The following is a 19,264-nucleotide window of genomic DNA, read 5'->3' on the forward strand; positions in this document are numbered from 1 at the left end:
AAATAAAGAATGAGTATTTATTTATTTAAAAGAATGGCTTTAGTGCTTACATTATCTGTCGCAACGTATGCCTACACCCAAAACAAACCGGAAGAAGCTTTAACCAAATTTCAGGAAAACTATCCACAAGAAAAAATCCATTTGATTTTTAATAAAGATCACTATGTAGCCGGAGATAACCTTTGGTTTAAGTCTTTTGTTTTTGAAGGGTACAACCGTTCAGATATTTCCACTTCCCTTTTTGTAGAACTTTATGATCGCAATAAGAAGTTAATAGACAAAAAAATGATTCCTCTCCTCAAAGGTGAAGGAAGCGGAAGTTTTTCTTTAGCACCCACATTACAGGAAGATGTTTATTTTATCAGAGCTTATACAACCTGGATGACCAATTTTAGTGAAAATTTTAATTATCTTCAGTCTGTTAAGGTTTATAATCCTGCATCTGCCCAAAAATTAGTAGCCGACACAGAAGCTTCATGGTCTGCAACAGTGCATCCTGAAAGCGGAACTTTTATTGAGGGGATTGATACAAAATTTTCGGTTAGATTACATTCAGATGGTTCAGCATCAAAAAACTGGAACGGCCATATTACAGATTCTGCCAATCCAGAAACTCCTTTGGTGAAATTTACAGATTATGATCAGAATGTAGCTTCATTTACGCTGAATCCTCAAAGTGGAAAGAAATATCAGCTGACTGTTCAGGACGATAAAGGAAAAAAATTCAATGTCGATCTTCCGCCCGCAACTTCATCCGGACTTCATCTTCAGGTTGAAAGTACCGAAGCCGCTGTAAAATACACCATTAAAACAAAAAATATTTCTTCAGAAAATCATCCTTATAAAATATTGGGAACGATTAATAATGTTTTGGTATACAAAGCTTTAATGCAGAAACTTTCTGATACACAATCTGCCTCAATCCCTACCAGTAAACTCATCAACGGAGTTTTAAGACTTACTGTTTTTGACAGTAAAGAAAATGTAGTGGCTGAACGTCTTTGCTTTGTGCAGCCTCAAAAATTAAACCTTAAAAAACCAAGCCTAACGCCTAACTTTAGTACGGGTTCAAAGATGAAAAATTCTTTGACTATAGGAAAAGATGATACTCTCAGTATGTATACTGTAACAGTAACAGACAGCGAAGGCAGTACTTCAGAAGAAGAAAACAGTCTTCTCAGCAGTCTTTGGCTGACCGGAGATTTAACTTCACCTATCGACCAACCCGCACAATACTTTACAAAAAACAGCAAACCTGAAGCTTTAGATGCTCTTCTGATTTCTGAAAAATGGAAACGTCTGGACTGGTTCAGTATTATTTCAGGAAATTATCCGTTCATAAAAAACAAACCTGAATCTTATATTTCCTACAAAGGAAAAGTTTTATCACAGGGAAAACCAGCTCCGAACTCAGATTTGAATTTAATTTTTAAAACGGCAGATTCAGGAACGAGGTTTCATCAGATAAAAACAGATGCCGCCGGACTTTTCAGCTTAAATAATTTGGTTTTTGAAGATACCATGACGTTTTCTTACCAACTCAATACCAGTGACAAGGCAATTGCAAACAGTACACAGGTATATTTTCAGCCGGATTTCAGTTTTGTACCTTACAGAAAAGAGCTTCCAAAAACAGGAATGAAATTAACAGACCGAATTCCTGGAGAAGTAATTCCTGAGAAAATAGCCAATTCAATATCAAATCTGACATCTGAAAAATTTATTAACGAAAAAATCACTGAAATTGAAGAGGTTAAAATAAAAGTCGACAAAAGAAATAAAACCAAAAAGCTGAATGATGAGTTAAGCAGCCCAATGTTTAAAAGTGCCAATGAAATGGTTTTTGATTTTGTTAATGAAAATAATATTATCGGCGGAACCAATATCCTTCAATGGCTGCAGGGAAGAGTTCCCGGTATTCAGGTCAGTTCGCAGGGATCAAATGCAACTGTCACAATGCGAGGAGCGACCTGTACAAATTTTTTTGGACGAAATGAGAACAGAAGCCTCACAGCTTTCTATGATTTCTGCCGCTGAAGTAGCTATGATTAAAGTATTCAGAGGTTCTTTTGCAGGAAGTTCAGGGGGAGGAAATGGTGCTGTAGCCATTTATACAAGACGTGGCGGAATCAGCGGAACAATCCCTGATAACGGACAAACAAAATCTTTAAAAGAAATGAAGCTGAAAGGGTATGACAAAGAAGAACCCTTCAAAAACGAAATATATGAAAATGTTGAAAAAGACGTTTTAGGAAAAGATACCCGAAGCACTTTATACTGGAATCCTAATTTGCTAAACGATCCTAAAGAACCAACAACGGTAAACTTTTATAACAATGATAATGCAAAAGCTTTCAAAGTTCTCATCATAGGATTCGATGAAGAAGATACTCCACTCTACTATTATGAAATTTTAAAATAACAAGATAAAAATTTTTGAAAAACCAATTGCATTTTGTAGTTGGTTTTTTTGTTTTAAATCAAAATCCATCATTAAATAATTTAAAAAAACAGTATTTTAGCACTTCTAAAAATGCAGAATGAACACTACTGAATACATCAGAACTTCTCTCAATATATCCGAAAAAAGCATCACCTCAACTTTAAAATTACTTTCTGAAGATTGTACGATTCCATTTATTTCCCGCTATCGAAAAGATGCTACTGGAAATTTGGATGAAGTTGTGATTGAGAATATTTTTAAATTAAATAAGCAGTTTGAAGAAATTGTAAAACGGAAAGAAAGTATCTTAAAATCAATTGATGAACAAAACGCTTTAAGCACAGAATTAAAAAATAAAATTGAAGGAAGTTTCGACATTCTGGAGTTAGAAGATTTGTATCTGCCATTTAAAAAACGCAGAAAAACAAAAGCTGATGCTGCCAAAGAAAAAGGTCTGGAACCTTTGGCGAAAATCATTATGAGTCAGAACGCAAATGATTTACAGCATTTGGTTTCAAAGTATCTCAATGATCAGGTAGTATCAGAAGACGAAGCTTTGCAAGGCGCAAGAGACATCATGGCAGAATGGATTAATGAAAATATGTACGTCCGAAAAAATCTTCGCCGCCTCTTTCAGCGTAAGGCAATCATCACTTCCAAAGTGGTAAAAGCAAAAAAAGATGATGAAGGCGCCCAGAAATTTTCGCAATATTTTGAATGGGAAGAAAGTTTAAACAGAACTCCTTCTCACCGACTTCTGGCAATGATGAGAGCAGAAAGTGAAGGTTTTGTGAAAACCAATATCGGAATTGATAAAGATGAAGCTATAGATTTTATAGAAAACGCCATCATTAAATCTAAAAATGAATGTTCTGAACAGATTGCTTTGGCGATAAAAGATTCTTACAAAAGACTTCTCGAACCTGCAATTTCTAACGAGACCCTGCAGGAAGCCAAAGAAAAAGCAGATAAAAAAGCCATTGAAATTTTCTCTGAAAACTTAAGCCAGCTTCTCCTGGCTCCGCCTTTGGGTGGAAAAAGGATTTTGGCGATTGACCCGGGGTATAAAAGTGGTTGCAAAATCGTTTGCTTAGACGAAAAAGGAGATTTACTTCACAACGAAACCATTTACCCTCATGCTCCGCAAAACGAGAGCGGAATGGCAATGAAAAAAATCCGTTCCATGGTGAATGCTTACCATATTCAGGCGATTTCTATCGGAAACGGAACAGCAAGCCGTGAAACTGAATTTTTCATTAAAAAAATTGCATTTGATAAGCCTTTACAGGTTTTTGTAGTTTCAGAAGCCGGTGCTTCGGTATATTCTGCGAGTAAAATTGCACGGGATGAATTTCCGAGTTTTGATGTGACGGTTCGTGGTGCAGTGTCTATCGGGAGAAGGCTGGCTGATCCGCTGGCTGAATTGGTAAAAATAGATGCTAAATCTATCGGTGTAGGACAATATCAACATGATGTAGACCAAACTCAATTGAAAAATGAACTGGATTCTACCGTGATGAAATGCGTGAATTCTGTCGGAATTAATTTAAACACCGCAAGCAAATCGCTTCTAAGTTATGTTTCCGGAATCGGTGAGAAAATGGCAGAAAACATCGTGAATTACCGTGCAGAAAACGGTGCTTTTGAAGATCGGAAACAGCTGAAAAAAGTTCCTAGACTGGGTGAGAAAGCATATCAACAAGCGGCAGCTTTCATCAGAATAACCAATGCAAAAAATCCTTTAGACAACTCAGCAGTGCATCCTGAAGCATACGGAATTGTTGAAAAAATGGCGAAAGAGCTAGGCATAAAAACGGATGAACTGATTGCCAATAAAGAGAAAATTAATTTAATTCAACCTGAAAAATACACTACAGAAACGATTGGTATTTTAGGCATAAAAGATATCCTGAAAGAACTTGAAAAACCGGGATTAGATCCTAGAAAAGCGGCAAAAGTTTTTGAATTTGATCCGAATGTGAAAAGCATTAAAAATTTAAATATCGGAATGATCCTTCCCGGAATCGTCAACAATATTACGGCTTTCGGATGTTTTGTAGATTTGGGAATCAAAGAAAGCGGGCTGGTTCATATTTCTCAACTGAAAGAAGGTTTTGTGTCTGACGTAAACGAAATTGTCAAACTGCACCAACACGTTCAGGTGAAAGTGACCGAAGTGGATGAAGCAAGGAAAAGAATTCAGCTGAGCATGATTCTGTAATAAAAAAATCATGAGAATTTCAGAATTAAAAGAAAGAAAAATAATTCGCAGAGCAACCCGAAATTTTGATACTGAAGGAAAGCGCATTTATAATGAAATCGAGTATGATTTACCATACAAAGCAGATTTTCATGGAAGTGACCCAAAAAGAAAAGTTGCAAAGTTGATTGATATGACAGTATTCTTTTTACTTTTATATTTTATTTTCCAACTGCCGGTAATTTATTCTTTCATGGTTGCGATCCCTTTGGTAATAGTATTTGGAAGTATTACCGAATCTCTTTGGGGAACAACTTTAGGAAAGAAAATATTTAAAATAAAAGTAATCGATGATCATGCAGATTATCCGGAATTCTCAAAATCTTTAAAGAGGAATTTTCTTTGTATAGCAAATTTTTATCCTGAGTTCTCAGAACAAACCATGAAAGATATTGCTTTTGGAACTCAAACACGTTTTAGAACGAATTTAAGTATGCATATCAATAATAAAATCTGTAATACTTATACCGTAAAGGAAAGTCAGGTTTGGAAATTTAAAAAACTGCTGGATCAATCAAGAATTAATCAGCTTCAATAAAAAAGCCGGCTTACGAGCCGGCTTTGTCTGTCTTATTTTTTAGATTCTTCTACAGAAACTTTTCTGAATTCTTTGAACAATTTGCTCAATTCCAGAGCAGATTTACGAGCTCTTGTACCCGCTGCTTTGTTTCCTTTTTCAGATTGTTGGTTTGCTTCAGTTGCAAATGCTTCAAATTCTGCGTTGATTTTTTCAATAAGTTCTTTCATGTGTATATAAATTTAGGCTGCAAATATATGTTTTCAGACGGTTCTAGCCTAACATTGGTGAAAAAATTTGACGCCAAACATGAATTATTTAATATTGACATCCTAATTTTTAAATTTAAAACTACAAAACGTGCTGAATTAAAGAATAATTGTTCTTTTAAAGTTCATTCAGTCGTTTTCCTTCCTGGTCTGAAAAACGTTCATGTTTGGGTTCTCCTATTACTTGTCGTCCGTAGATGCTATTGTGTCCTGAGATCAAATAAGAAATCACACAAGCAATGGAAACATACACACCACATTCCGCTCCAAACAGTTCAACAGCCATTATGATACAAGCAACAGGAGTATTGGTGGCACCTGCAAAAACAGCAACAAAACCCATCCCTGCTAAAAGACCTGTCGGTAAAGGAATAAATAAACTTAAAGCATTTCCTAAGGTAGCTCCGATAAAGAAAAGTGGAGTCACCTCACCGCCTTTAAAACCTGCAGAAAGCGTTATAATGGTTAAAATCATTTTTATTGCAAAATCATAAGCCGGTAATTGGTGGTCAAAAGACTGAACGATAGTAGGAATACCCAGTCCAATATATTTTGTTGTTCCCAATGTATACACTGCGATCATCACTATAGCTCCACCCACAAATGGACGCAATGGCGGATACGAAATTCCGGATCTGAAAACAGTATTTGTCTGATGCATTACTTTGCTAAAAGTTTTCGCACACAGACCAAAAAATATCCCGGCAAATAGGGCATAGATAATATTCAAAAAAGAAATATCCGGAATTGTATGTATATGATAATGCGTATGTGGTGTTTGCCAGAGTTTCGTAACTACGTCAGCAATGATCGCAGTAATGACTGCAGGAAAAAGTGCGCTATATCGAATACGGCCTATTAAAAAAAATTCCAGTGCAAAAATAGCTCCGGCTATAGGTGTTCCGAATACAGAACCAAAACCTCCTGCCACTGCTGCGATCATTAAAACTTTTCTTTCCGAAGGAGAAAGCCTGAATGGTTTACTGAACTGGTCGGCTATAGATGCTGCCATCTGCAAAGCAGTACCTTCACGCCCTGCAGAACCTCCAAAAAAATGCGTAGCAATAGTGCCGAGATAAACAAATATTGCCATTCTGAATGGAATAATCTGTTTAGGTTCGTGAATCGTATCAATCAATACATTGTTTCCTGCTTCAACGTCTCTGCCGAAATAATAATAAAGCAAGCCGATAAGAAAACCACCTATTGGCAGCAAAGCAAGTATCCACAGATTATTTTCCCTGAAATCAGTCGCCCAATTCAGCGATTGTAAAAATCCTGCCGAAGCAGAACCAATTAAAACGCCGATAAATGAACAAATTAAGGTCCATTTTATAATATAAGGAAACGAAGGATATTTTCTGATAAAAAGTTTTATTTGAAAAAGTAACTTTTTACTAACGGATTTTTGTTTATTTTTAGACATATTTTACCTGATTAAGTTATAGAACTTTCCATTAATCAGGCGTCATCAGCTCTTAAAAGCGGTTGGGTAAGGAAGAACACCATTTCCTTTTATCTGCCGCAAATATATACTTTTATTTTATTTTTCAGACAATCGATTGTATTTTTGATTTTGCTATTATTGATAAGGTGGCATATTGAGTCATTCATCTGTCAACTGATTTACTCGTTGCTCAAATGGAAGCTAAAAAACATTCAATAATTAATTTTTAATTAAAAAAAAAGTAAAAGATTTTAACTTAGGTTAAGATGAAATAAATTTCACTGGACTACATTTGCTAAAGAATTAAACCAAGATAAATTCTAAACAAAATATTAATCACAACATTTAAAAACAAAAAACAATGAGTACACTTCAATTAAAAGACGGAACAGAGATTTTTTACAAAGATCAGGGAGAAGGACCAACGTTGATGTTTCACCACGGATGGCCTTTGTCATCAGATGATTGGGACGCACAGGTAATTTTCTTCTTACAGAAAGGTTACAGAGTTGTAACACATGACAGAAGAGGTCACGGCCGTTCTAGCCAAAATATCTACGGTCACACCATTGAACAGTATGCGGCGGATGCTGCAGAATTGGTAGAATTTCTGGATCTGAAAGATGTTGTACACATCGGTCACTCAACGGGTGGTGGCGAAGTAATCCGTTATGTTAACAAATATGCGAACGGAAGAGCAAAAAAAGCAGTTTTAATTAGTGCTGTTCCGCCTATTATGGTAGCAAGTGACAGCAATCCGGATGGTGTTCCGATGTCTGTTTTTGATAATATCAGAGATCAGACTTTGAATAACAGACAGCAGTTTTATATAGACCTTACAATTCCTTTTTACGGATACAACAGAGAAGGCGCGGATGTAAAAGAAGGCGTGCAGAGAAACTGGTGGAGACAGGGAATGATGGGTGGTATCGTCGCTCATTATGACGGAATTAAAGCGTTTTCCGAAACTGATTTTAATGAAGATTTAAAGGCGGTTGAAATTCCTGTTCTGGTTCTTCATGGCGAAGATGATCAGATCGTTCCTTATCAAAATGCTGCTTTAAAATCTATTAAATTATTAAAAAACGGAAAATTGATCACGTATCCGGGTTTCCCTCACGGAATGCCCACTACGGAAGCTTCCACCATTAATAAAGATCTTTTGGAGTTTATTGAATCTTAAAGAATTTAAAATATTTCATGGAAAGAGCGAATTGTATGATTCGCTCTTTTATTGTATATCAATAATTGTTCTTTTCGGAATACTATCCAACCGCCAGTTTCTTGACCATCCCTTTAAAGATCACCCCGTGAAATGGCAAAACCGAATACCAGTATAACCTTCCCAACAATCCTTTCGGTCGGAAAACCGCTTTCTGCCATAGTTTTCCTTTGTATAATTTAAACATCAGCCAAGCTTCTCCGGGAAGTTTCATTTCGGCAAACAAAATCAATTTCCCTTCTTCCCTATTGGCATAAATCACGCGCCAAAAATCCAGTGCATCGCCTTCGTGAAGGAGTGCAGGATGCGTTCTGCCTCTTCTAAGTCCAGGACCACCAACCATAACATCCATATAACCTCTTATTTTCCAGAGACTTTGTCCGTACCATCCGTTGTTACCACCCAAACCAAAAACCCTGTCCAAGCATTTTTCACGGTCATCGTATTCATAGCTTCTTATATCTTTGAAGCATCCGAAATGCGGAACTTCGATATATTCTTTAAGCGAAGAATCATTTCTGCTGCTGATAAAACTGTCTTTCCAGCTGGATCGTATTTCATTGGCCTGAATTTTTGCCATCGTTCTCTGCAAAGCTTTTTCATAAGAAAATGGTTCTACTCCGGTTATTTTTTTAATTTCATCTAAACTTTCTTTTTTGCAGACCACTTCAATTTTCATACTTCCGACAAGTGAACTTGCCAAACTATACGTAGTCGAAGTAATAAAATACAGCCAATAAGATGACAGTTTTGGCGTCATAACCGGTAAAATGAAAATACTCCTTTTTAAACCCCGCACTTTGGCGTAACCTAAAAGAATTTCTTTGTAAGTTAAAACATCATCGCAGCCGATATCAAAACTTTTGCGATAGGTTTCTTTTTTGAATAAGGTAAAAATTAAAAAATCCAGAACATTGGCAATTCCGATGGGTTGACATTTTGTTTCAAGCCATTTTGGGGTGACCATCACCGGTAGTTTTTCCACAAGATCACGAACAATTTCAAATGAAGCACTCCCCGATCCAATGATAATTCCTGCACGCAGAACGGTAACCGGAACTTTACACTCTATCAGAATTTTTTCTACATTGAATCTTGAATTCAGGTGTTTTGATAATTCTTTCTGATTAACCAAACCGGACAAATAAATGATATGTTCGCATTGCGTTTTCTCGATTGCAGAAACAAAATTCTGTGCACATATTTTTTCAGATTCTTCGTAATCATCACTTGAACTCATTGAGTGCATCAGGTAATAGGCTCCCGAAATATCATCAGGAATATTCTTCAGAGTTTCTTCTTTCAGAAAATCTACTTCAATGACTTCTATCAGATCATCTTTAATTCCTGCAGGCTTTGAGAATCGGCTGACATCACGACTGCAGCAAACAGCTTTGTATCCTTGTTCGGTAATCACACTGATCATTCTTTTCCCGATGTATCCTGTAGCTCCTGTAAGAAGTATTTTTTTCATAATGAATGAATTTTGATGTTGGTCAGAAATTTTTCAGAACCCAATGAGAAAACTATACCTTTTCTAAAAGATGTCCGAAATAATCTTTCTTCTTGATGAGATAAGACTCGTTTGTCGCGTTAGAATCAATTTCCAGCGGAATTCTTTTATTTAATAAAATCCCGCTGTTTTCCAGAGATTTCAATTTCTCAGGATTATTGGTCAACAGATTTACGGTAGAAACATTGAGTATTTTCAAAATTTCTATGGCGACACCAAAATCTCTTCCGTCTGCCGGCAAACCTAATTTCAGATTCGCTTCTACGGTATCAAAACCTTGCTCCTGCAGTGCGTAAGCTTTCAGTTTATTGATAATTCCTATATTTCTTCCTTCCTGTCGCAGATAAATGATCATCCCTCCATTTTCAGACATAAACTTCATTGCCGCATCCAATTGTTGTCCGCATTCACATTTTCTGGAATGAAAGACTTCTCCGGTAATACATTCTGAATGGAAACGCACATTTACCGTTTTATTAAAATCAGTTTTCTCCGCAACCCAGACCAAATGAGGACTCCAGTCATTTTCATTTTCAGAAAATGCATATACTGTAAACATTCCAAAATCTGTCGGTATATTAGATTGAGCTTGTATTTTGAGCATTAGTTATAATTTAAATCATTTATATAGTACAAATTTATACTTTATTTATCTAATTAGTAAAATTAATTACTAAATTTGTTGTAAATAAAATTTAATAATGGAAAGAGATATTCTGATTACACAAGATAAGATATTTGAATTGTACGGCGATTACATTTTGAATCACGGTGAAAGACCGAAAAACATTTACCGTTTTGCCAAAGACAATGAATTTGAAGAAAAAGATTTTTACGATTATTTTTCGAGTTTTGAACAGATTGAAAAAATGATGCTGGTCAACCTATTTGATAAATCTGTAGAATTAGCTTCGGAAGTCAACAGTTCAGATGAGATGACTTCAAAAGAAAAATTATTGAACGTTTATTTTATCTTTTTCGAAAATATGACGATGAACAGATCTCTGGTTCTGATGATCCTCGGAAATGACAAATTGCATTCTGCAAAAATCTCAAATCATTTAAAAGAAGCGCATCGTGAATTTATCAAAACCTTAGATTTTAATGATTGGGAAATGATTAAAAAAGCTAAAGATGACGTCAAAAATTTTCACGAAAAAGCAAGAGAAGAAGCACTTTGGCTGCATCTGGTTTCTGCTGTAGAATTTTGGAAAAAAGATACTTCGCCATCATTTGAAAAGACAGACATTTTCATCGAAAAAACAATCGATACGGGCTTTGAACTGATGGATAATGAACCTTTGAGAAAAGTTGTGGATCTCGGCAAATTTTTATTTAAAGAAAAATTCAGAAAAAGTTAAAATGAAAACACTCGATAAAATACCAACCGGAAAATTAGAAAGAACGGGCAGTTTACTGAAAGCAGGGGCAAAAGTTGGCGTTAATTACATTAAATATTACGGAAATAAAATCACGAAAGACAAAAATGAAGAAGAAGCATTAAAGACTTTAAATGAAGATAATGCCTCTGACATTTACGATTCTTTAAAAGAACTGAAAGGTTCTGCCCTGAAAGTCGCCCAGATGTTAAGCATGGAGAAAAATATCCTTCCGCAGGCTTATGTTGAGAAATTTTCCCTGTCTCAATTTTCCGTTCCTCCACTTTCGGGAGCTTTGGTAAAGAAGATTTTCAGAAAATATTTCGGGAAAAATCCTGAAGAAATATTTGATGAATTTACAACAGAATCTGTGAATGCAGCAAGCATTGGTCAGGTTCATAAAGCTAAAAAAGGGGATCAAAATTTTGCGGTTAAAATTCAATATCCTGGTGTAAGAGAAAGCATTTCCAGCGATCTGAAAATGGTAAAACCGATTGCGATGAAAATGTTCAACATCAAAAAAGAAAGGTTCTGAATCTTATTTTCAGGAAGTGGAAAACAAACTGTTTGAGGAAACAGATTATGATCTTGAACTCAAAAGAAGTCAGGAAATCTCGGAAAAATGTAGCCATCTTTCCAATCTTGATTTTCCCAAATATTATCCTGAGTTTTCATGCGAAAGAATCATCACGATGGATTGGATGAACGGAAAACATTTTTCAGAATTCACAAAACTGGAAAACTCTCAGGAAGATCTCAACAAAATCGGACAAACGCTGTGGAATTTTTATATGTATCAAATGCATATACTGAAGCAGGTTCACGCAGATCCGCATCCGGGAAATTTCCTGATTTCGGACGATAAAAAATTATTGGTGATTGATTTTGGCTGTATCAAAGAAATTCCGGGCGATTTTTACAAGCCTTATTTTGAACTGGCTAAGAGAGAAAATCTAAACAATCCTGAAATCTTCAATGAAAAACTGTATCAGCTTGAGATTTTGCGTCACGATGATTCTGAGAAGGAAAAAGAATTTTTCACCAAATTGTTTTATGAACTTTTAGAATTATTCACAAGACCATTTAATGCTGAAAACTTTGATTTCTCCGACGAAACCTTCTTCCAGGAAATTGCAGATCTCGGACAACGGTATGCGAAACTCAGCGATATGAAAGGGATGAACACAAATAGAGGTTCGAAACATTTTATTTACCTGAACCGAACCTTCTTCGGATTGTACAATATGATGCACGATCTGAAAGCCAAAAATATCGCGATCAATCAGTATAAAAATTTCATTCAGTAAAATGCCCGCTGACTTACCCTCAAAAATTTGTGAAGTCTGCGGATTGCCTTTCAATTGGCGGAAAAAATGGAAAAAGAATTGGGACGACGTTAAATATTGCAGCGAAAGATGCCGGAAAAACAAAAAATCAACATCCTCTGGTTCGTTAATAGTTTAAGAACCAGAGATAACGAATCGCTTTACAAAGTGATGCACGAAGATTTACCTTTTCTTGCAGTGTATATTTTTGACGAAACTTTTTTCGGTTCAACTCAATATGGTTTCAGAAAAATCGGGAAGTTCAGAACGAAATTTTTGCTGGAATCGGTTGTAGATTTGGAAAATAGTTTAAAGCAAAAGAATATTCCATTCATTAAAAAACTTGGTAAAACACAGGATATTTTTAAGCAGATTTCTGAGCATTTTGAGATTCAAAAAATATTCTGTCAGAAAGAATGGACGAAGGAAGAAATTGAATTAGAAAATCAAATCAAACAAATTCTGCCTGAAGTAAAGTGGATAAAATCTTATTCTCAATTTTTGCTTGAACCTCATTTTACAGCTGAAAAATTAGAAAAAATCCCTTTGTTGTTTACGGCTTTCCGGCAAAAAATAGAGAAAGATTTCAGCATAAGAAATGAGTTTGATTCTGAACAGTTGATACATACACAAACAGTTTTAGATTTAAAAATAGAAAGTGACAACATTACATTAAAAACATTTGGATTCGAAGATTTTGAAATGCATAAATCCACGGCTTTTCCATTTTCGGGTGGAGAAACAGAAGGATTAAGACGATTGAATTCTTATTTTTTTGAAACTAAAAATCTCAGTCGTTATAAAGAGACAAGAAATGGTTTAATTGATAAAGATTACAGCAGCAAATTTTCTGCGTGGTTAGCAAATGGAAGTTTGTCTGCTGTATCTGTTTATCACGAAATTAAAAAATATGAAGCGGAACACGGAAGCAATGAATCAACCTATTGGCTGGTTTTTGAACTGCTTTGGCGTGACTTTTTTAAATATACTGCGATGCAATTCCGGAATAAGATATTTCATCAACACGGAATTTTAAACCAAAAATACGAGTTTAAAGCTGACCAAAATTTAATTGACCTTTGGATAAATGGTGAAACAGATTCAGACTTCATCAATGCAAATATGCTGGAAATTAAAAATACAGGCTGGATGAGCAATCGCGGGCGACAAAATGTTGCTTCATACTTTTGCAAAATTTTAAAGCAAGATTGGAGAACAGGTGCAGCTTATTTTGAGGAAATGCTCATCGATTATGATGTTCACAGCAATTGCGGAAACTGGATGTATCTCGCAGGCATAGGAAATGACCCGAGAAGCAGGACTTTTAATGCAGAAAAACAGGCAGAACAATACGATGCGGACCACAAATTCAGAAATTTATGGCTACAGTAAAATCATCGACGGCACAATTGATATTTCCGCACCAGCTTTTTAAAGACACGGATGATCTGGATAAAAATCAGCCGGTTTTTTTGGTGGAAGAATTTTTGTTTTTCAGACAGTACAAATTTCACAAGCAGAAAATTGCGCTTCACCGTGCAAGTATGAAATTCTATGAGGAATATTTAACCAAAGCAAAATTCAAGGTGGAGTATATTGAAAGCACTTCCCCACTTTCTGATGTTCGAAAATTGATTAAACATTTAGAAAAAGAAAAATTTGATAAAATTCTCATGATGGACGTTTGTGACAATTGGCTTGAAAAGAGAATTAAGAAAACCAAATTGGAGTTGGAAATCCTCGACAGCCCATTGTTCATCAACAACAGAGAAGATTTAAAAGATTATTTTGAAGATAAGAAATTGTATCATCAAACCGATTTTTACAAGCAGCAGAGAATTTCTCGAAATATTCTGATGAAAGCCGGAAAACCGATGGGTAGAAAATGGACTTTCGATACAGAAAACCGAAAAAAATATCCGAAAAATAAACAGGCGCCGTCCATTCATTTTCCGGAAAACAACAAATATTACGAAGAAGCTAAAAAATATACAGAGAAAAACTTCAGCGAAAACTACGGAAATCTTACTTCTTATCAGCTTTATCCGGTCACTTTTGAAGAAGCTGAAAATTGGTTCAATCAGTTTCTGGAACTGCGATTTGCTGACTTTGGCATTTATGAAGACACCATTGTTGAGCGTGAACATTTTCTGCATCACAGCGTACTGTCGCCTTTATTAAATATTGGACTTCTGACGGCAGAAAATGTTTTGAAGGAAGCCATTGATTATGCGGAAGAATATAAAATTCCAATCAATTCTTTGGAAGGATTTGTACGTCAAATATTAGGCTGGAGAGAATTTGTGAGAGGAATGTATTTGTACCAGGGAACTTATCAGCGAAATAAAAATTACTGGAAACATCACAACCCGCTTCCCGAATCTTTTTACACCGGAAAGACTACAATTAAACCGATTGACAGCACGATTCTGAAAGTTTTGGAAACCGGATATGCTCATCATATTGAACGACTGATGCTATTGGCCAACTTTATGAATCTGCTTACACTCAATCCTGATGAAGTTTATCAATGGTTTATGGAACTATTTATTGATTCTTACGACTGGGTAATGGTTCCGAATGTTTATGGAATGAGCAGTTTCTCGGATGGCGGAAAAATGAGTACAAAACCGTACATCAGCGGAAGTAATTATATCAGGAAAATGAGCGATTATGCTGATGGCGACTGGACCGAAAAATGGGATGCACTCTTCTGGAATTTTGTAAATGACAACAGAGATTTTTTTAAAACCAATCCAAGGCTTGGAATGATGCTCAGAACTCTGGATAAAATGCCGGAAGAAAAAAGATCCGATCACTTTAAAATCGCCAGACAAACGATTAAAAATTTAAAATAATGACGAAAAAATTTAATTTAATACAAAAAGACCGAATCATCGAAATGGCTTGGGAAGATCGAACGCCTTTTGAAGCCATAGAATTTCAATTCGGAATCAGTGAATCTGAAGTGATTGAAGTAATGAGAACCGAACTGAAACCTTCAAGCTTCAGACTTTGGAGAAAAAGAGTGAATTCTGGAGTCAGCCAGAAGCATTTGAAGAAAAGAAATCTGGAAATTGAAAGGTTTAAATGTACAAGACAACGGACAATAACTCATAATAAAATTTCAAAACGGTAAATTAAATACCGCGAATGCATCAATAGAATTTTAGATTTTTAAAAATAAATACAATTAAAAAAATGAAAAACATAGTCATCATCGGTTGCGGGCAAGGAATAGGATTTGCCACCGCAAAAATTTTATCAGAAAAGTATCACGTAATTGGTATTTCAAAAACTCAAAATCCTGAGGTTGAACAATTGAATATTGACTTTCATCAAATGGATATTCTCACCGGAAATCTGGATGAAATTAATTTTCCGGAAGTAATTGACGGATTGGTGTATGCTCCCGGAAGCATTAATCTGAAACCCTTTAACAGACTTTCTGCTGACGATTTTAAGAATGATTTTGAAATCAATGTTTTGGGTGCTGTAAAAACTATCCAGAAATTATTACCTCATTTAAAAAAATCAGAAAGTGCATCTGTCGTTCTTTTCAGTTCTGTAGCGGCAAAACTGGGAATGCCTTTTCACACTTCTGTTTCATCAAGTAAAAGTGCTGTTGAAGGTTTAACGAAAAGTCTGGCAGCAGAATTATCTGCTCAAACAATCAGAGTCAATGCTATTGCGCCATCTCTTACCGACACCAATCTCGCTTCGAATCTGCTTTCAAGCCCGGAAAAACGTGAAGCATCAGGAAAAAGACATCCTTTACAACGAATAGGAAATGCTGATGAAATTGCAAAAATGGCTGAGTTCTTATTATCAGAAAATTCATCCTGGATCACCGGACAAGTCATCGGAATTGATGGCGGAATGGGAAACGTAAAACTATAATTTGCCTTCAAAAAACAAAACCAATATCTTTACCTTAAATTAAAACTATGCAAACCGATTTTTTTATCAATCTCCTGCAACAAGTCAAAGAATTCGAAAATTCTGATGCTTACAAACCCAATTCTGACGTGGATGATTTCCGTGTGTGGATGAATGATAAAAAATATTCAGAAGAAAGTCCGACCAAGCTTTTTAAGAATGAAAATCATCAGGTTTCTTTTAAAGAAAACGAAATCTGTAAGCAGGTTCTTTTGCTGGGAAGATATTCAAAATTATTGATCAGAAAAGGTCTGGAAGATTTTCCTGAACTGGCAAATGAAGAATTTACTTATTTGTACCGTTTAAAAGATGAACCTTTTTTAACTAAAATTCAACTGATTGAAAAAAACGGACACGAAAAACAAACCGGAACTCAAATTATCAAAAGACTTTTGGAAGCAGGATTTTTAGAAGAAAAAAATGATGAAGAAGATAAGCGCAGCAAACGGCTGAATCTCACCGAAAAAGGAGAAAAAATATTCCACGAATCTGTAGCAAATGTCAACCGGACTTCCAAAATCTTATCAGGAAAACTTAAAGAAAACGAGAAAAACCAACTCTTGATAACATTAAAAAAATTGAATGATTTTCATGCTCATATTTATGCAGATTACAAAAATGCAGATATTCTTGAAATCAGCAAATCTTTAAATATTTAATTCGAGGCTAATATTTTTAAATCAATAATCAATTTTAAGAAGGGGCGAAATTTATTTTTTAATTCCAATTGACTTTAGAGTGGATTTACTCAGATAGATTTCTTCGAAAACTGTAAGCTCTTCAACATATTTTATTGTCTGACATTTTAAATCATTTTTATTAAATGACAATTCAATATTGGGATTATTGGATGCTACAATTCTTACGACAGAATAGCCGTTGTAAGCAATTTCAAACCCTTCAAAAAAACAGTTTTTCTCAGCCTTTTTATAGCGTTTATATTCTTCGAAACTCAAATTTTCCGGGTCGTCTGTATCTTCACTGTTGTGTGCAAGAGACTTCCAGGTTGTGTAATTCTTAGGCTCTTTTAAAATATTTCCGTCAGAATCCATGGCAATGAACATCCCCAGTGTAACCTCTTTTTTCAGGAATTGCGCATAATTGATCAACAGATTCAGTGTCTGAAGATCCGCATATCCTTCATTCGAATAATAATCGATAACGAAAGTGGTCATTGATATCAGCTTATAGGAAACATTACTTGGCATACTTAAAATTTAGGGGTTTCGAATAACGTTCAAATATACATTTTTACCGTATTACAGCCTATCATGAAGAGAATAAAAATGTTTTTAATGAGCGGTTTTCTTAATTACTCCTTATGATTTTTCACATAAAATACTGGTAATGAATAAGTGTCATTTCTGTTGATTCCCTTATATTTTCTATCTTTGAAAATTGCGCAATCGATTACAAAAAAAACTTTTGAAATTTTAAAATAAACAAAATACAAAAGTACCGACAGTGCAGGACAATTTTTTATCCCAATTATTTTAGATTGCGATAATTAAAGGAATTTATCAGACAATTATAATCTACCATTATATGAAAAAATATATCGTACTCATTCTCATATTCATCCTTTCAATGAAGTTGTCGGCTCAATATCAGCCTTGGACTTCAGCAAAACAACCTTTGAAAGAGATTAAAGCTTTAAAAAAACAAATTAAAAAGCCAAAATTCAGAAAGGTTGATTATTTGGTTACAGATTTTGGAGCAGTTGGTGATGGAAAAACAAAAAATACGGAAGCTTTCAAAAAAGCGATCGAAAAATGCAGTGCTGAAGGTGGCGGAAGAGTGGTCGTTCCAAATGGTGTTTTTTTAACCGGAGCCATCTATCTTGAGTCTAATGTCAATCTTCATTTAAATGATGGTTCTACTGTTCTGTTCAGTCAGGACAGCAACGACTACCCTATGGTTTTCACCCGTTGGGAGGGAATGGAGTGTATGAATTATTCATCTCTGATTTACGCTTACGAAGAAGAAAATATTGCGGTTACCGGAAAAGGAACTTTAGATGGAAATTCAGATTTAGACAATTGGTGGTTTTGGTGTGGCGCTACAAAATACGGTTACAACGCATCTCGCCCTGGAAGACAAAACCCTGCCCGTGCGAAACTTCACGAATATATGGCCAACAGAACTCCTGCCAGAGAAAGAATTTTTGGGGACGGATGGTATTTAAGACCGAATTTCGTTCAGCCTTACAAATCAAAAAACTTCTATATGGCGGATGTTTTGGTGAAAAATTCTCCGATGTGGAATTTGAATCCTGTTTTGTGCGAAAATGTTTTGATTGAAAGAGTAAAAGTGATCAGCCACGGACCAAATAACGATGGTTTCGACCCTGAAGCCTGTAAAAACGTATGGATTAAAGATTCGTATTTTGATACAGGAGATGACTGTATCGCCATCAAATCCGGAAGAGATGAGGACGGAAGAGACATCGGAAAACCAGCCGAAAACCATATCATCGAAAACTGCGAAATGAAAGACGGTCACGGCGGTGTTGTGATCGGAAGCGAAATTGCAGGCGGTGCAAAAAATATTTATGCCATCGGAAACGTAATGGATAGCAAAAATCTTGACAGAGCTTTAAGAATAAAAACCAGCTCAAGCCGTGGCGGAACGATTGAAAATGTGTTTTTTTACAACACAAAAGTGGGTGCGTATAAAGAAGCTGCCGTTCGTTTTAATATGCATTATGAAAAGCCGGGAAATCATATTCCGACCATCAGAAATATCTGGGTTGAAAATCTAACTGTAGAAAAAGGTGGAAAATATGCCGTACTTTCTGATGCTTATGAATCTTCGCCGGTAACCGATTTCACGATGATCAATGCTAAAATGACCGGCGTACAGATCCCTTACAAAGTAGATTATTTGAAAAATGTGACTTTAAAAAATGTAATCGTTAACGGACAACCTTTAACGGAGTTAAAAAAATAAG

Annotated in this window: 18 protein-coding genes, 1 pseudogene and 1 riboswitch; of the genes and pseudogenes, 14 read left to right on the forward strand and 5 right to left on the reverse strand. The window is 35.4% G+C overall.

The features are described 5' to 3' along the window. The first annotated feature begins 9 nt into the window (after positions 1 to 9). The 4 genes from ACZZZA_RS14705 (at position 10) to ACZZZA_RS14720 (ending at position 5,241) form a co-directional block, all read left to right on the forward strand. Complete coding sequence (locus tag ACZZZA_RS14705) at positions 10 to 2,037, forward strand: hypothetical protein (protein WP_463433000.1); 2,028 nt, start codon at positions 10 to 12, stop codon at positions 2,035 to 2,037. Beyond that, positions 1,994 to 2,422: a hypothetical protein gene (locus ACZZZA_RS14710; protein ID WP_463433002.1), complete on the forward strand. Its 429-nt coding sequence runs from the start codon at positions 1,994 to 1,996 to the stop codon at positions 2,420 to 2,422. Before ACZZZA_RS14705 ends, ACZZZA_RS14710 begins: the two co-directional genes overlap by 44 nt. Before the next feature lie 118 nt (positions 2,423 to 2,540). Continuing rightward, positions 2,541 to 4,664, forward strand: coding sequence for a Tex family protein (locus tag ACZZZA_RS14715; RefSeq protein WP_463433004.1), 2,124 nt, complete (start codon positions 2,541 to 2,543; stop codon positions 4,662 to 4,664). Between the two features lie 10 nt (positions 4,665 to 4,674). Further along, positions 4,675 to 5,241 (forward strand): RDD family protein, encoded by a 567-nt coding sequence (locus tag ACZZZA_RS14720; protein ID WP_463433006.1) that lies wholly within the window; start codon positions 4,675 to 4,677, stop codon positions 5,239 to 5,241. 32 nt (positions 5,242 to 5,273) lie between these two features. Here the strand turns inward: ACZZZA_RS14720 and ACZZZA_RS14725 are convergent, their stop codons facing one another. Beyond that, positions 5,274 to 5,450, reverse strand: coding sequence for a histone H1 (locus ACZZZA_RS14725; RefSeq protein WP_047446385.1), 177 nt, complete (start codon positions 5,448 to 5,450; stop codon positions 5,274 to 5,276). 157 nt (positions 5,451 to 5,607) lie between these two features. Then, positions 5,608 to 6,915 carry a voltage-gated chloride channel family protein gene (locus tag ACZZZA_RS14730; RefSeq protein WP_463433009.1) on the reverse strand — a complete coding sequence of 436 codons (1,308 nt, stop codon included), beginning with the start codon at positions 6,913 to 6,915 and terminating at the stop codon, positions 5,608 to 5,610. A 29-nt stretch (positions 6,916 to 6,944) separates the two neighbouring features. Then, a riboswitch (Fluoride riboswitch) is annotated at positions 6,945 to 7,011 on the reverse strand. Positions 7,012 to 7,297: 286 nt separating this feature from the next. Here ACZZZA_RS14730 and ACZZZA_RS14735 point away from each other — a divergent pair. Beyond that, positions 7,298 to 8,119 carry an alpha/beta fold hydrolase gene (locus tag ACZZZA_RS14735; protein WP_463433011.1) on the forward strand — a complete coding sequence of 274 codons (822 nt, stop codon included), beginning with the start codon at positions 7,298 to 7,300 and terminating at the stop codon, positions 8,117 to 8,119. 82 nt (positions 8,120 to 8,201) lie between these two features. On the opposite strand, the gene ACZZZA_RS14740 is transcribed toward ACZZZA_RS14735, so the two are convergent. After that, positions 8,202 to 9,632: an SDR family oxidoreductase gene (locus tag ACZZZA_RS14740; protein WP_463433013.1), complete on the reverse strand. Its 1,431-nt coding sequence runs from the start codon at positions 9,630 to 9,632 to the stop codon at positions 8,202 to 8,204. 52 nt (positions 9,633 to 9,684) lie between these two features. After that, the gene (gene ribA, locus ACZZZA_RS14745) at positions 9,685 to 10,275 is read right to left on the reverse strand and encodes a GTP cyclohydrolase II (protein WP_463433015.1); all 591 of its coding nucleotides are present in this window, start codon (positions 10,273 to 10,275) and stop codon (positions 9,685 to 9,687) included. A 97-nt stretch (positions 10,276 to 10,372) separates the two neighbouring features. On the opposite strand from ribA, the gene ACZZZA_RS14750 reads away from it, so the two are divergent. The 8 genes and pseudogenes from ACZZZA_RS14750 (at position 10,373) to ACZZZA_RS14785 (ending at position 16,973) form a co-directional block, all read left to right on the forward strand. Then, the gene (locus tag ACZZZA_RS14750; RefSeq protein WP_463433017.1) at positions 10,373 to 11,032 is read left to right on the forward strand and encodes a TetR family transcriptional regulator C-terminal domain-containing protein; all 660 of its coding nucleotides are present in this window, start codon (positions 10,373 to 10,375) and stop codon (positions 11,030 to 11,032) included. A 1-nt stretch (position 11,033) separates the two neighbouring features. Further along, a pseudogene (locus tag ACZZZA_RS14755) lies at positions 11,034 to 12,357 on the forward strand (ABC1 kinase family protein). Between the two features lies 1 nt (position 12,358). After that, on the forward strand, positions 12,359 to 12,514 hold the full coding sequence (locus ACZZZA_RS14760; RefSeq protein WP_463433019.1) for a DUF2256 domain-containing protein: 156 nt from the start codon (positions 12,359 to 12,361) through the stop codon (positions 12,512 to 12,514). After that, on the forward strand, positions 12,466 to 13,767 hold the full coding sequence (locus tag ACZZZA_RS14765) for a DASH family cryptochrome (protein ID WP_463433021.1): 1,302 nt from the start codon (positions 12,466 to 12,468) through the stop codon (positions 13,765 to 13,767). The genes ACZZZA_RS14760 and ACZZZA_RS14765 overlap by 49 nt, the downstream gene beginning before the upstream one ends. Further along, entirely contained in the window at positions 13,755 to 15,233 is a 1,479-nt protein-coding gene (locus ACZZZA_RS14770; protein WP_463433023.1) for a cryptochrome/photolyase family protein, read from the forward strand. Before ACZZZA_RS14765 ends, ACZZZA_RS14770 begins: the two co-directional genes overlap by 13 nt. Next, positions 15,233 to 15,514: a TIGR03643 family protein gene (locus ACZZZA_RS14775; protein WP_463433025.1), complete on the forward strand. Its 282-nt coding sequence runs from the start codon at positions 15,233 to 15,235 to the stop codon at positions 15,512 to 15,514. The genes ACZZZA_RS14770 and ACZZZA_RS14775 overlap by 1 nt, the downstream gene beginning before the upstream one ends. Before the next feature lie 62 nt (positions 15,515 to 15,576). Continuing rightward, a complete protein-coding gene (locus ACZZZA_RS14780; protein ID WP_463433027.1) occupies positions 15,577 to 16,275 on the forward strand; it encodes an SDR family NAD(P)-dependent oxidoreductase in 699 nt (232 codons plus the stop codon). A gap of 47 nt (positions 16,276 to 16,322) precedes the next feature. Next, positions 16,323 to 16,973, forward strand: a complete 651-nt coding sequence (locus tag ACZZZA_RS14785) for a MarR family winged helix-turn-helix transcriptional regulator (protein ID WP_463433029.1) — start codon at positions 16,323 to 16,325, stop codon at positions 16,971 to 16,973. Positions 16,974 to 17,024: 51 nt separating this feature from the next. On the opposite strand, the gene ACZZZA_RS14790 is transcribed toward ACZZZA_RS14785, so the two are convergent. Beyond that, entirely contained in the window at positions 17,025 to 17,522 is a 498-nt protein-coding gene (locus tag ACZZZA_RS14790) for a hypothetical protein (RefSeq protein ID WP_463433031.1), read from the reverse strand. Positions 17,523 to 17,859: 337 nt separating this feature from the next. Between ACZZZA_RS14790 and ACZZZA_RS14795 the strand changes: the two genes are divergently transcribed. After that, positions 17,860 to 19,263, forward strand: a complete 1,404-nt coding sequence (locus ACZZZA_RS14795; protein WP_463433033.1) for a glycoside hydrolase family 28 protein — start codon at positions 17,860 to 17,862, stop codon at positions 19,261 to 19,263. Position 19,264: the final 1 nt, after the last annotated feature.

It is taken from the genome of Chryseobacterium sp. AC405b (assembly GCF_979258685.1).

Bases quoted from the DNA above. Each gene is read 5' to 3' on its own strand.
- ACZZZA_RS14705 (WP_463433000.1), top strand. From the start codon at position 10: ATGAGTATTTATTTATTTAAAAGAATGGCTTTAGTGCTTACATTATCT.
- ACZZZA_RS14710 (WP_463433002.1), top strand. From the start codon at position 1,994: ATGAGAACAGAAGCCTCACAGCTTTCTATGATTTCTGCCGCTGAAGTA.
- ACZZZA_RS14715 (WP_463433004.1), top strand. From the start codon at position 2,541: ATGAACACTACTGAATACATCAGAACTTCTCTCAATATATCCGAAAAA.
- ACZZZA_RS14720 (WP_463433006.1), top strand. From the start codon at position 4,675: ATGAGAATTTCAGAATTAAAAGAAAGAAAAATAATTCGCAGAGCAACC.
- ACZZZA_RS14725 (WP_047446385.1), bottom strand. From the start codon at position 5,450: ATGAAAGAACTTATTGAAAAAATCAACGCAGAATTTGAAGCATTTGCA.
- ACZZZA_RS14730 (WP_463433009.1), bottom strand. From the start codon at position 6,915: ATGTCTAAAAATAAACAAAAATCCGTTAGTAAAAAGTTACTTTTTCAA.
- ACZZZA_RS14735 (WP_463433011.1), top strand. From the start codon at position 7,298: ATGAGTACACTTCAATTAAAAGACGGAACAGAGATTTTTTACAAAGAT.
- ACZZZA_RS14740 (WP_463433013.1), bottom strand. From the start codon at position 9,632: ATGAAAAAAATACTTCTTACAGGAGCTACAGGATACATCGGGAAAAGA.
- ribA (WP_463433015.1), bottom strand. From the start codon at position 10,275: ATGCTCAAAATACAAGCTCAATCTAATATACCGACAGATTTTGGAATG.
- ACZZZA_RS14750 (WP_463433017.1), top strand. From the start codon at position 10,373: ATGGAAAGAGATATTCTGATTACACAAGATAAGATATTTGAATTGTAC.
- ACZZZA_RS14760 (WP_463433019.1), top strand. From the start codon at position 12,359: ATGCCCGCTGACTTACCCTCAAAAATTTGTGAAGTCTGCGGATTGCCT.
- ACZZZA_RS14765 (WP_463433021.1), top strand. From the start codon at position 12,466: ATGCCGGAAAAACAAAAAATCAACATCCTCTGGTTCGTTAATAGTTTA.
- ACZZZA_RS14770 (WP_463433023.1), top strand. From the start codon at position 13,755: ATGGCTACAGTAAAATCATCGACGGCACAATTGATATTTCCGCACCAG.
- ACZZZA_RS14775 (WP_463433025.1), top strand. From the start codon at position 15,233: ATGACGAAAAAATTTAATTTAATACAAAAAGACCGAATCATCGAAATG.
- ACZZZA_RS14780 (WP_463433027.1), top strand. From the start codon at position 15,577: ATGAAAAACATAGTCATCATCGGTTGCGGGCAAGGAATAGGATTTGCC.
- ACZZZA_RS14785 (WP_463433029.1), top strand. From the start codon at position 16,323: ATGCAAACCGATTTTTTTATCAATCTCCTGCAACAAGTCAAAGAATTC.
- ACZZZA_RS14790 (WP_463433031.1), bottom strand. From the start codon at position 17,522: ATGCCAAGTAATGTTTCCTATAAGCTGATATCAATGACCACTTTCGTT.
- ACZZZA_RS14795 (WP_463433033.1), top strand. From the start codon at position 17,860: ATGAAAAAATATATCGTACTCATTCTCATATTCATCCTTTCAATGAAG.